Source organism: Mycolicibacterium madagascariense (assembly GCF_010729665.1).
Taxonomy (GTDB): Bacteria; Actinomycetota; Actinomycetes; order Mycobacteriales; family Mycobacteriaceae; genus Mycobacterium; species Mycobacterium madagascariense.
Map to the genome: position 1 here is coordinate 4,608,296 of NZ_AP022610.1, position 12,274 is coordinate 4,620,569.

Consider the following 12,274-nt stretch of genomic DNA (forward strand, 5'->3'; position numbering starts at 1 on the left):
CCAACGACGTAACTCAAGATTTACCGCGCACAGCGACGACACGGCAACTTTCCAGCTAGCGTCGACCAATGACGACGGAATCGCCGAGCGCATATGACAATTCAGCACTGGCCCACGAGGAGGAGGGTTACGACAAGGGCCTCAAGCCCCGTCAGGTGCAGATGATCGCGATCGGCGGAGCCATCGGCACCGGCCTGTTCATGGGGGCCGGCGGGCGACTCGCCTCCGCGGGGCCCGGCCTGTTCATCGTCTACGCCATCTGCGGCGTGTTCGTGTTCTTCATCCTGCGGGCCCTCGGCGAGCTGGTCCTGCACCGCCCGTCGTCGGGGTCGTTCGTCTCCTACGCGCGCGAATTCCTCGGTGAGAAGGCCGCTTACGTGGCCGGCTGGATGTACTTCTTCAACTGGGCGTGCACGTCGATCGTCGACGTCACGGCCATCGCGCTGTACATGCACTACTGGGGGACCTTCAAGGCCATCCCGCAGTGGTTGATCGCGCTGATCGCCCTCGTCATCGTGCTGACCATCAACATGATCTCGGTCAAGTGGTTCGGTGAGATGGAGTTCTGGGCCGCGTTGATCAAAGTCGTTGCGCTGGTGACGTTCCTCGTCGTCGGCATCGTCTACCTCGCCGGTCGCTTCAAGGTCGATGGCGCCCCCACCGGCCCGTCGGTCATCACCGACCACGGGGGCATCCTGCCCAACGGCGTGCTGGCCCTGGTCGTCATCACCTCGGGCGTCATCTTCGCCTATGCCGCAGTCGAACTCGTCGGCACCGCGGCGGGCGAGACGGAGAATCCGGCCAAGATCATGCCGCGTGCCATCAACTCGGTGATCCTGCGCATCGCGATCTTCTACGTGGGCTCCCTGGTCCTGCTGGCCCTGCTGCTGCCGTTCACCTCCTACAAGGCGGGCACCAGTCCCTTCGTGACGTTCTTCTCCAGCATCGGCGTGCCCGCCGCGGGCGACATCATGAACTTCGTGGTGCTGACGGCGGCCCTGTCGAGCCTCAATGCCGGGCTGTACTCGACGGGTCGCATCCTGCGGTCGATGTCGATGAACGGCAGCGCCCCGAAGTTCACCGCGAAGATGTCCAGCCGCGGGGTGCCGTGGGCGGGCATCGCACTGACCGCCTGCTTCACCGTCGTCGGCGTGTTCCTGAACCTGGTGGTGCCCGCGGAGGCGTTCAACATCGCGCTGGACCTGTCGGCGCTCGGCATCATCGCCTCGTGGGCGACCATCGTGATCTGCCAGATCCAGCTGTACCGCTGGTCGCAGAAGGGCATCCTGGAGCGGCCCAGCTTCCGGCTCTTCGCCACGCCCTACACCAGCTACGCCACGCTGCTGTTCCTACTCGCCGTGACCGTGCTGATGTGCATCGAGAACTACTGGAACGCGGTCGCGCTGGTCGTGATCGTCCCCGCGCTCGTCGGCGGCTGGTACCTGGTGCGTGGCCGCGTCCTGTCCGCGGCTCAGGAACGCGTCGGGATCACCGGCAACTACCCGGTGTACGCCGAGACGCCGCTGCAGGCCGAATACCTGGCCAGGGACCGGCAGGACAAGGCCCCGCACGACGAGGGCTGACGGGCCCCCGCCCACATGACGGGCCCCGCCCGACAGCTGACGGGGCCGCCCGGCCTACCGACGTCCGCGTGTACTCAGTACACGCGGACGTTCGGCGCCTGGGGGGCGTCGATCTGGCCGGAACGCTGCAGCAGTCGGACGAAGTCGGCGATGCCGAGCGTCTCCCCGCGGCGGGCGGGATCGATGCTCGCCGACAGCAGGCGCTCGGCGGACTCGTTGCCCGACCCGGCCCATTCGGCGAACGCGTTGCGCGAGGTCTTGCGGCGCTGCGCGAAGGCGATGTCGATGAGCTCGAAGACCTGGTTGCGGAAGGCGTCGTCCGTCGGCCATGGCGAGGTCTCGTACCGGTCGATGCGGACCAGCCCGGAGTACACCCGGGGAATCGGCCAGAACACCGTCGGGGAGACCATGCCGTGCCGCCGCACGTTTCCGTAGAAGCGGATCTTGGCGCTGGGGACGCCGTAGTCCTTGCCGCCCGGTTCGGCCGCGAGCCGCTCGGCGACCTCGGCCTGCACCATCACCATGACGGTGCGGATCGTCGGGAACGAGGCGAGCAGGTGCAGCAGCGCGGGCACCGCGACGTTGTACGGCAGGTTCGCGACGAGCGCGGTGGGCTGCTCGTCGAGGTCGGACGGCATCAGGTCCAACACGTCACTGTTGAGGACCGTGAGCCTGCCGATTTCGCTGTGGGAGTGGTCAGCAACCGTCTTGGGGAGTTGGCGCGCCAACACGGGGTCGATCTCGACGGCCGTCACCTTGGAACCGCGATCGAGCAGCGCCAACGTCAGGGAGCCCAGGCCAGGGCCCACCTCGAGCACCACGTCGTTCCGGTTGACTCCGGAAGCCGACACGATGCGGCGCACGGTGTTGGCGTCGTGGACGAAGTTCTGCCCAAACGCCTTACGTGGCCGGAACTCGAGTTCCTTCGCCAAGTGTCTTATCTCGGTCCGCCCGAGTAGCCGAATCGTCAGCGCACACCAACCCTTCCACTACACACGGGCCATGCCCCCCAACCTTGGCGGGCCCGAGTGACCTCAGCAATCGCGATCTGCTCTTCTCTCGTAGCTTGATCGGCTCGCTGAGCATACCGCAAACCCCCGTTCCGCTCCCACGTGTTTTGGTCAAATTGCACTCCGCCGTAGAAACCGTTACCTGAGTTGGTGGCCCAGTTACCTCCAGCTTCGCAGCGTGACAAGGCGTCCCAGGCGGCTCCCTGGGATACCGGAGGCACCTCCGTGCCGGGTTTGGCACCGACCCGGACGACCCCGTCACGCGCCGGAACGACCACGACATTGGCTACTGGCAGTCTCCCGGTCTCCACACCATTGACCGTCGCGACGGCAAACGTGACGTTCTGAGTGCCCGGCGTTCCGGGGTCCAGGACGACCTGCCGGCTCATGTTCATGGTCACGTCGGGGATCTGTTTTTCGACCGGCGCCAGCGGCACCGTGTCGGTCTCCTTGGCCACCCGGATCCTGGTGACCTGGATCTGCATCCCGTCCGTGACCGGGGAACTCGCGGCGGGCACCACCGTGTCACTTTGCTGTAGCGGCACGCCGGCGGCCTCGAGGAACCCGGCCACGTTGGCCGCCGCCAGCCGGACGGTACTGATGACCCCACCGTCGTCGATCTGGGCGGTCCGCGCGCCCACGACCGGCAGCGACATGCCCTCCAGGGGCACGCGACTGCCGCGCGACGCGGCCGCGGGGGCGGTGTCGGTCAGCGACAGCTGCTTGAGCGCCTCCTGCACGGTGCCCGCCGTGGTCCACACCTGACGACTGTTCCTGCCGTCGACCGAGATCTGCAGGGGACGGCTGCGCCGCAGCACGATGTTCTCCGCGTCGTGCACCGGAGTGCCCGCCGCGGGATAGAGGTCGTCACGATCGCCGACGTCGAAACCGTTCTCCCGAACGACGTCGATGACGCGCGACTTCATCGTCGACACCGTCACCGACGACCCGTCGACCGTCAGCGTCACCGTCTTGCGCGTGACGACGGCGTACCCGCCGGCGAACGTCAGAGCGACCAGCAGGGCCGCCACCCACAGCCGCAGATGCGGCGAACGTGCTTCATGGAGTCTGTGCAACAAGTTCAAAGAAACATCCCGACTATCGGACCAGCGACGTCGTCGCGCTTGCGGCTGGTCTCATTGACACCAGGACGGTAACGAAGTCACCAGATCCGAGCAACTTGCGCTCACCTGCGGATTCCGTAGATTCGCGACGCGTTCTCCCAGGTCTCCCGCGCCAGCTCGGCGGCGGGCCTGCCCACGAGCTCGGACAATGCCCGCACGGTGTAGGGCAGACAGTACGACTCGTTCGGCGCGCCGCGGAACGGATGCGGCGTCAGAAACGGCGCGTCGGTCTCGACGAGGAGCTGGCTCGCGGGGATCAGCGCGGCGGCCTCGCGCAGCTCTCTGGCGTTGCGGAAGCTGACGGTGCCCGACAGGCTCAGCAGCCAGCCGGCCTCGACGCAGGTGCGGGCCATCTCGGCGCCGGAGGAGAAGCAGTGGAAGATCACCACCTCCGGCGCGCCCTCCGCGGCGAGCACGTCGAGGACCGCGGCGTCGGCGTCGCGATTGTGGATCATCAGCGGCTTGCCGGTGCGCTTGGCCAGGTCGATGTGCCAGGCGAACGCGTCGCGCTGCTCGGCAGGCGTCGCGCAGCCGTCGAGGCGGCCGGGCCAGTACAGGTCCATCCCGGTCTCGCCGATCGCCACCACGCGCTCCCCCGCGGCCAGCCGTTCCAGCTCCGCCCTGGCGTCGTCGGTGAGTGCGTTGGCCCGGGTGGGGTGCAGCGCCACCGCGGCGTACACCCGCGGGTCCCAGTCGGCGGCCGCCGCCGCCCAGCGGGCCGAGTCGAGATCGTCGGCGATCGTGACGACCGCCTCGACGCCGACGGCCTGGGCCCGGTCCAGGATGACCCGGACGTCGTCGGCGTCGACCGCCCCGCACGCGTCGAGATGGGTGTGGGCGTCGATGAGCCGGCCGACGGGCTCCGGCGGGGGCGGCGGCTCGGCCCGCCTGCGGTCACGACTCACCGGCAACACCTTAAGGTGACGGGGTCATGAGTGAGCCCTTCTACGTCACCACCGCCATCGCGTACCCCAACGGTGCGCCGCACATCGGGCACGCCTACGAGTACGTCGCGACCGACGCGATCGCCCGGTTCAAGCGCCTCGACGGATTCGACGTGCGCTACCTCACCGGCACCGACGAGCACGGCCTCAAGATGGCGCAGACCGCGGCCGCCGAGGGCATTCCGACCGCCGAGCTCGCCCGGCGCAACTCCGACGCGTTCGAGGCGATGCAGGAGAAGCTCGGCATCTCCTTCGACCGGTTCATCCGCACGACCGACCCCGATCACGTCGAGGCGTCGATCGCGATCTGGCGCGCCATGGACGCCAACGGCGACATCTACCTCGACTCTTACTCCGGCTGGTACTCCGTGCGCGACGAGCGGTTCTTCGCCGAGGACGAGCTCGAGGTGCTCGCCGACGGGACGCGGGTGGCCGCCGAGACGGGCACCCCGGTCACGTGGACCGAGGAGCAGACCTACTTCTTCCGTCTGTCGGCCTACGCCGATCGGCTGCTGGCGCACTACGAGGCCCACCCCGAGTTCATCGGGCCCGACGTCCGGCGCAACGAGATCGTCAGCTTCGTCTCCGGCGGCCTGCGCGACCTGTCGATCTCGCGCACCACGTTCGACTGGGGCGTGCAGGTCCCCGACCACCCCGACCACGTCATGTACGTGTGGGTCGACGCCCTGACCAACTACCTGACCGGCGCGGGCTACCCGGACACGTCGTCGGAGGCCTACCGCCGCTACTGGCCCGCCGATCTGCACATGATCGGCAAGGACATCATCCGCTTCCACGCCGTCTACTGGCCGGCGTTCCTCATGTCGGCGGGGCTCGAGCTGCCCAAGCGGGTGTTCGCCCACGGCTTCCTGTTCAACAGCGGCGAGAAGATGAGCAAGTCGGTCGGCAACGTCGTCGACCCCGTCGCGCTGGTCGACGCGTTCGGACTGGACCAGGTGCGCTACTTCCTGCTGCGCGAGGTGCCGTTCGGACAGGACGGCAGCTACAGCGAGGACGGCATCGTCAGCCGGATCAACACCGACCTCGCCAACGAGCTGGGCAACCTGGCGCAGCGGTCGCTGTCGATGGTGAACAAGAACCTCGGCGGCGCCGTCCCGCAGCCGGGTCCGCTCACCGCCGACGACACCGCGCTGCTGGCGCTCGCCGACGGGTTGTTGGAGAAGGTCCGCGCCCACTTCGACGGGCAGGCCATGCACCTCGCGCTGGAGGCGATCTGGCTGATGCTCGGCGCCGCCAACCGCTACTTCTCCGCGCAGGAGCCGTGGGTGTTGCGCAAGTCCGCCGACGACGCCGACCAGGACCGCTTTAGGACGACGCTGTACACGACGCTCGAGGTCGTACGGATCGCGGCGCTGCTGGTGCAGCCCGTGATGCCGGGCTCGGCGAGCCGGCTGCTCGACCTGTTGGGCCAGCCCGCCGACGCGCGGCAGTTCACCGACGTCGCGACCCGCATCGCGCCGGGGACCGCGCTGCCGACGCCCCAGGGCGTGTTCCCCCGCCACCAGGTGGAGTGACCCGCGCCGCACTCGCGGCGCGAGATGTCACACTTCGTCGGCCGGAGGTGTCTGAAGGGGCATGACCACACCCGAAGAACATCCCAACGCACACACCACCGTCGTCGTCGTGGGCGGCGGGTATGCCGGCGTCGTCGCGGCCAACCGCCTGCGCGTCGACCCCGGCGTCGCCGTCACCCTCGTCAACCCGCGGCCCGCCTTCGTCGAGCGGATCCGGCTGCACCAGCTCCTCACCGGGTCCGACGACGCGCGCGTCGACTACGCCCACGTGCTGTCCGCCGACGTCCGCCTGCTCGTCGACACCGCGGACCGCATCGACGCGTCAACGCGCACCGTGGCGCTCGGCTCCGGGGCGACGATCGGATATGACTACCTCGTCTACGCCGTCGGCAGCACCGGGGCCGCCGACGTGCCCGGCGTCGCGGCGTTCGCCCGCTCCGTCTCGGACTGGGAGTCGGCGCAGGCGCTGCGGGCGGCGCTGGCCCGGATCGACCCCGGTGCGCCGGTCGTCGTCGTCGGCGCGGGCCCGACGGGCATCGAGACGGCGGCCGAACTCGCCGAGCAGGGGCGGGCCGTCACGCTGGTGTGCGGCGGTGTGCTCGGCCCGTACTTCGCGGCGCCGGCCCGACGGGCGGTGGCCCGCCGGATGCGCACGTTGGGCGTGACCGTCGTCGAGGGGCCGGGCACCACGGCCGTCGAGGTGCGCGCGGACGCGGTGCGACTGGCCGACGGTCGCCTGCTGCCCAGCGCCATCACCATCTGGACGGCCGGTTTCGACGTGCCCGACCTCGCGGCCCGCAGCGGTCTGACGACCGACGCCGTCGGGCGGTTGCTGACGGATGAGACGCTGACGAGCGTGGACAGCCCATTCGTCGTCGCGGCGGGCGACGCCGCGACGCCGTCGGGTCAGCCGCTGCGGATGAGCTGCCAGGCGGCCATGCCCCTCGGCGCACAGGCGGCCAACACGGTGCTCAGCCGCATCGCGGGCACGCCACCCGCGACGGTCGAGCAGGCGTTCACCGGGCAGTGCGTCAGCCTGGGCCGCCGGGGTGCCGTCGTCCAGCTGGCGCATCTCGACGATCGAGTCATGCCGGTGTACCTCGGCGGGCGCGCCGCCGCGGCGGTCAAGGAACTGGTGTGCAGGGGCACGATCGCGTTCCTCGCCCGAGAGGCCCGCACGCCCGGCTCCTACGTCTGGCTCAAGGGCGGCAAGCGGGCCAATAGCCTGGCGGCCGTCGAGAGCGCGCCCGCGCGATGAGCACCGACGAGCACGCCGAGCGGTTCACCGCCCTGCGACCGCTGCTGTTCACCATCGCCTACGAAATACTCGGCAGCGCAACCGAATCCGACGACGTACTGCAGGAGAGCTACCTGCGGTGGGCGCAGGTCGACCTGACCCGCGTGCGCGACACCAAGGCCTATCTCGCCCAACTCGTCACCCGCCAGGCGCTCAACGCCCTGCGGTCGGCCGCCCGCAGGCGCGAGGACTACGTCGGGCCGTGGCTGCCCGAGCCGCTCCTGCTCGACGGCGGCGACCCGTCCTCGGACGTGGTGCTCGCGGAGTCGGTGTCGATGGCCATGATGGTCGTCCTCGAAACGCTCGGCCCCGACGAGCGGGCGGTGTTCGTGCTACGCGAGGTGTTCGGCTTCGGGCACGACGACATCGCCGCGACGCTCGGCAAGTCCGTGGCCGCGGTCCGTCAGATGGCCCACCGCGCGCGGGCGCACGTGCAGGCGCGGCGCAGGCGGTTCGAGCCCGTCGACCCCGTGCGGTCCCACGAGCTCACCGCCCGGTTCTTCGCGGCCGCGGCCACCGGTGAGGTCGAGCCGCTGCTGGCGATGCTCGCGCCCGACGTCGTGTGGACCGCCGACAGCGACGGCAAGGCCAGCGCGGCTCGCAGGCCGATCGTCGGCGCGGACCGGGTGGCCCGATTGGTCGTCGGCCTGACCCGGCTCGTCGGCGAGGGCGTCCGTCTGGAGCCCGGGTTCTACAACGGCGCTCCCGCGCTGGTGCTCTACGACGACGACCGGCTGGAGGGGATCGTCCTCGTCGAGATCACCGACGGCCTCATCACGAACTTCTATGCCATGCGCAACCCCGAGAAGCTGGGTGGGGTGACGGTCGCCAGGGAGATAGCCCGCACGTGACAGGCTAGGGCCCGTGCGGGTCGAGCGAATCAGCGTGTCGCGCAGCGCTCCGGACGTGCTGCGCGTCCTCGCGGCCGCCACGGCGACGCTGGGGCTGCCCTCGCCCGCCGCCCTCACCGGCAGCTGGTTCGGCTCGCGCGCGGTGATCGCGCCGAGCGTCGCGATCGCCCCCGTCGACCCCACCGCGGTGTTCGACGTGGGTCCCGGAACGCCGGGCCGGGTCGTCGGCGGAGGGTGGATCGGGTACCTGTCCTACCCCGACGGGGGCAGCCTCGGCGGGGGCGCACGCATCCCCGTCGCGGCCGGCGGCTGGACCGATCACGTGCTGCGCCTGGCCGACGACGGTGCCTGGTGGTACGAAAGCCTTTCTGGTGCACCGCTTCCCGATTGGATCGCGCGAGCGCTCGCAGCCGAGCCGCCCGCAGCGGCCTGTCACGTCGACTGGGACGACGCCGACCGCGAGACGCACCGCGCCGGCGTGCTGGCCTGCCTGGACGCCATCGGCGCGGGCGAGGTGTACCAGGCCTGCGTGTGCACGCAGTTCCGCGGTCGGGTGACCGGCTCCCCCGTCGACTTCTTCGCCGACGCCGTGACCCGGACCGGCCCCGCGCGCGCCGCGTTCGTGGCGGCCGACTGGGGTGCGGTGGCGTCGTTGTCGCCGGAGTCGTTCCTCCGCCGCACCGGGGACGTCGTCACCTCGAGCCCGATCAAGGGCACGCTGCCGCTCGACGAGCCGCCCTCGGCGTTGCTCGCATCGGCCAAGGACGTCGCTGAGAACGTCATGATCGTCGACCTCGTCCGCAACGACCTCGGCCGGGTCGCCGTCACCGGATCGGTCACCGTGCCCGAGCTGCTGCGGGTGCACCGCGCGCCCGGCGTGTGGCATCTGGTCTCGACGGTGGCGGCCCGGGTCGATCCCGCCGTGCCCATGTCGACCCTGCTCGACGCGACCTTCCCGCCGGCCTCGGTCACGGGCACGCCGAAGGGCCGCGCCCGTCGGCTGCTGGCCTCCTGGGAACCCCATCGTCGCGGAATCTATTGCGGCACAGTCGGTTTGGCGTCACCACTGGCGGGCACCGAACTCAACGTCGCGATCCGCACCGTGGAGTTCGACGCGGCGGGCAACGCGGTGCTCGGCGTCGGCGGCGGCATCACGGCCGACTCGGATCCCGACGCCGAGTGGCGGGAGTGCCTGCACAAGGCGGCCCCGATCCTCGCGGGTTCCTCACTGCCGCGCGCGCAGGACCGCGTCGTAGAGGTCACGACGTGACGGTGCGCCGGGGTTCGCGGCGATCACCTCGGCGCACGCGTCCTTGACCCCGGCGCCGGCGTCGACCCTGGCGACGACCTCGGCGACCAGCTCGTCGACGTCCACCCGCGCGACGGCGCCTGCCACGACGACGGTGATCTCGCCGAGGACGCCGTCGGCGGCCCACTCCGCGAGCTCGCCGAGCGTCCCGCGCCTCACCTCCTCGTGGGTCTTGGTCAGCTCGCGGCACACGACGGCCTGGCGATCTGCGCCGAGGCGCGCCGCCGCGTCGCGCAGGCATTCGGCGAGCCGGCGGGGCGACTCGAAGAACACCCACGTCCGCGGCTCGGCGGCGAGCGCGCCGAACCACGTCAGGCGCGCGGCGTGCTTGCGCGGCGCGAAACCCTCGAAGCAGAACCGGTCGCACGGCAGGCCCGAGACCGCGAGCGCGGTCGTCACGGCCGACGGCCCCGGCAGGCACTCCACCCGCTGCCCGGCCGCGACGCACGCCGTCACCAGCCGGTAGCCAGGATCGCTGACCAGCGGCATCCCCGCGTCGCTCACCACTAGGACGGTCGCGCCCGCCGCGATCTCCTCGACGAGCCACGGCACCCGCGCGGCCTCGTTCTGGTCGAAGAAGCTGACCACTTTGCCCGACGGCGTCACGTCCAGTGTCTGCGCCAGCGTGCGGATGCGCCGGGTGTCCTCCGCGGCTACGACGTCCGCGCTCCGAAGCGCCGCGACGAGTCGTGCGGAGGCGTCTCCGGCCTGGCCCAACGGCGTCGCGGCCAGGAGCAGTCGACCGGTCGTCACGAGAAACAGAATACGATCGCTAGCGTGACCGCCCCGCCCATCGAGCCCGACGTGGCCGCCACCGACGGTGCCGCCGCGGTCCCGGTGATCAGCCCGGGGCCCTTGATGCCCGTCGGCGAGTTCGGACCGCTGGACCGGATGCAGGGCTGGGCCATGACGTCGGTCATCATGGCGCTCGCGACGCTGACGCGGTTCCTGAACCTCGGGTCGCCCACCGACGACGGCACGCCGATATTCGACGAGAAGCACTACGCGCCGCAGGCCTGGCAGATGCTCGGCAACCACGGCGTCGAGGACAACCCCGGCTACGGCCTGGTGGTGCATCCGCCCGCAGGCAAGGAACTGCTCGCCATCGGTGAGGCGATGTTCGGCTACGACGGGCTGGGCTGGCGGTTCTCCGGAGCCGTGTGCGGCGTCATCCTGGTGGTGCTCGTCGCCCGGATCGTCCGGCGGATCACCCGCTCGACGCTCATCGGCGGCATCGCCGGGCTCCTGCTCATCGTCGACGGCGTGAGCTTCGTCATCGCCCGGACTGCCCTGCTGGACATCTTCCTGACCCTGTTCGTGGTGGCGGCCTTCGGAGCGCTGATCGTCGACCGCGACGACGTGCGCGAGCGGATGCACCGCGCGTTGCTCGAGGGGCGCATCGCGCAGACGCCGTGGGGGCCACGGCTGGGTGTGCGCTGGTGGCGCTTCGGCGCGGGGGTCCTGCTGGGGCTCGCGGTCGCGGTCAAGTGGTCCGGGCTCTACTACGTGCTGTTCTTCGGCCTGATGACGTTGGCGTTCGACGTGGCGGCGCGCCGCCAGTACCGCGTGCCGCGGCCCTGGATGGGAACGCTGCGTCGCGACGTCGGACCGCTGGCCTACGTGTTCGGCCTCATCCCCCTCGGCGTGTACCTGGCGTCGTATGCGCCGTGGTTCGCGTCGGAGACGGCGATCGACCGCCACCAGGAGGGTCTGGCGTTCGCCGGCGGCGGCCTGATCCCCGATTCGCTGCGCTCGCTGTGGCACTTCACCTACGGCGCGTTCACGTTCCACGCGGGGCTGACCAACGCGGCGGGCAACCATCACCCCTGGGAGTCCAAGCCCTGGACGTGGCCGATGTCGCTGCGGCCGGTGCTCTACGCGATCGACCAGGAGCACGTCGCGGGGTGCGGCGCCCAGTCCTGCGTCAAGGCCGTGATGCTGGTGGGGACGCCCGCGATGTGGTTCCTCGCCGTGCCGGTGCTGGCGTGGGCGGTGTGGCGGTCTTTCGTCAAGAAGGACTGGCGCTACGCGGTGGCCCTCACCGGTTACTGCGCCGGGTTCCTGCCGTGGTTCGCCGACATCGACCGCCAGATGTACTTCTTCTACGCCGCACCGATGGCGCCGTTCCTCATCATGATGATCGCGCTCATCCTCGGCGACGTGCTCTACGCGCCGCGCCAGAACGCCGAACGCCGAACGCTGGGCCTGTTGGTGGTGTGCATCTACGTGGCCGTGGTGATCACCAACTTCGCCTGGCTCTATCCGATCCTGACCGGTCTGCCGATCTCGCAGTCCACCTGGAACATGCAGATCTGGCTGCCCAGCTGGCGGTAGCCGCGCCCGGTCCGGGCTTGCGTTTCCGGCCGCCGCTCCCGGGGCGCATGCCGTTTTAGGTGCTACACGCGCGTCGCACACCACGGTCGTCGCAGAGCGCTCGACGGCCCAGATCACGACCGTGGCGTCGGCATCCACATCGCCCGCTCAGTTTCACGGCGCACCGCGGGCCGTCCTCGCGGCGGATCGTGGGAACATTCCGCACGCGAGGGTCGTGGATCCGCCACTTTCCGGTCGTTCTACGACCGTGGTGTGCGGCGCGTGTGTAGCACCCAAAACGTCCTATC

Annotated in this window: 10 protein-coding genes; 6 read left to right on the plus strand and 4 right to left on the minus strand. The window is 70.2% G+C overall.

Going from position 1 to position 12,274, the window contains the following annotated elements:
• Window positions 1-68 precede the first annotated feature (68 nt).
• Window positions 69-1,583, plus strand: a complete 1,515-nt coding sequence (locus tag G6N60_RS21710) for an amino acid permease (RefSeq protein WP_163741156.1) — start codon at window positions 69-71, stop codon at window positions 1,581-1,583.
• A 74-nt stretch (window positions 1,584-1,657) separates the two neighbouring features.
• Here G6N60_RS21710 and rsmA read toward each other — a convergent pair whose 3' ends face one another.
• The 3 genes from rsmA to G6N60_RS21725 form a co-directional block, all read right to left on the minus strand.
• Window positions 1,658-2,554 (minus strand): 16S rRNA (adenine(1518)-N(6)/adenine(1519)-N(6))-dimethyltransferase RsmA, encoded by an 897-nt coding sequence (gene rsmA, locus G6N60_RS21715; RefSeq protein WP_163744324.1) that lies wholly within the window; start codon window positions 2,552-2,554, stop codon window positions 1,658-1,660.
• The gene (locus G6N60_RS21720; protein WP_163741159.1) at window positions 2,551-3,678 is read right to left on the minus strand and encodes a resuscitation-promoting factor; all 1,128 of its coding nucleotides are present in this window, start codon (window positions 3,676-3,678) and stop codon (window positions 2,551-2,553) included. The genes rsmA and G6N60_RS21720 overlap by 4 nt, the downstream gene beginning before the upstream one ends.
• 101 nt (window positions 3,679-3,779) lie before the next feature.
• Window positions 3,780-4,622 (minus strand): TatD family hydrolase, encoded by an 843-nt coding sequence (locus tag G6N60_RS21725; protein WP_163741162.1) that lies wholly within the window; start codon window positions 4,620-4,622, stop codon window positions 3,780-3,782.
• 26 nt (window positions 4,623-4,648) lie between these two features.
• Between G6N60_RS21725 and metG the strand changes: the two genes are divergently transcribed.
• The 4 genes from metG to G6N60_RS21745 all read left to right on the plus strand — a co-directional run bounded on the left by metG (window position 4,649) and on the right by G6N60_RS21745 (window position 9,614).
• On the plus strand, window positions 4,649-6,196 hold the full coding sequence (metG, locus tag G6N60_RS21730) for a methionine--tRNA ligase (protein WP_163741164.1): 1,548 nt from the start codon (window positions 4,649-4,651) through the stop codon (window positions 6,194-6,196).
• A 61-nt stretch (window positions 6,197-6,257) separates the two neighbouring features.
• Complete coding sequence (locus G6N60_RS21735; protein WP_163741166.1) at window positions 6,258-7,454, plus strand: NAD(P)/FAD-dependent oxidoreductase; 1,197 nt, start codon at window positions 6,258-6,260, stop codon at window positions 7,452-7,454.
• Entirely contained in the window at window positions 7,451-8,344 is an 894-nt protein-coding gene (locus G6N60_RS21740; RefSeq protein ID WP_163741168.1) for an RNA polymerase sigma-70 factor, read from the plus strand. Before G6N60_RS21735 ends, G6N60_RS21740 begins: the two co-directional genes overlap by 4 nt.
• A 13-nt stretch (window positions 8,345-8,357) precedes the next feature.
• Entirely contained in the window at window positions 8,358-9,614 is a 1,257-nt protein-coding gene (locus tag G6N60_RS21745) for an aminodeoxychorismate synthase component I (RefSeq protein ID WP_163741170.1), read from the plus strand.
• On the opposite strand, the gene rsmI is transcribed toward G6N60_RS21745, so the two are convergent.
• On the minus strand, window positions 9,570-10,406 hold the full coding sequence (gene rsmI, locus G6N60_RS21750) for a 16S rRNA (cytidine(1402)-2'-O)-methyltransferase (RefSeq protein WP_163741172.1): 837 nt from the start codon (window positions 10,404-10,406) through the stop codon (window positions 9,570-9,572). The genes G6N60_RS21745 and rsmI overlap by 45 nt on opposite strands.
• A gap of 105 nt (window positions 10,407-10,511) precedes the next feature.
• Here rsmI and G6N60_RS21755 point away from each other — a divergent pair, with 105 nt between their 5' ends.
• The gene (locus G6N60_RS21755; RefSeq protein ID WP_163744327.1) at window positions 10,512-11,987 is read left to right on the plus strand and encodes a dolichyl-phosphate-mannose--protein mannosyltransferase; all 1,476 of its coding nucleotides are present in this window, start codon (window positions 10,512-10,514) and stop codon (window positions 11,985-11,987) included.
• Window positions 11,988-12,274: the final 287 nt, after the last annotated feature.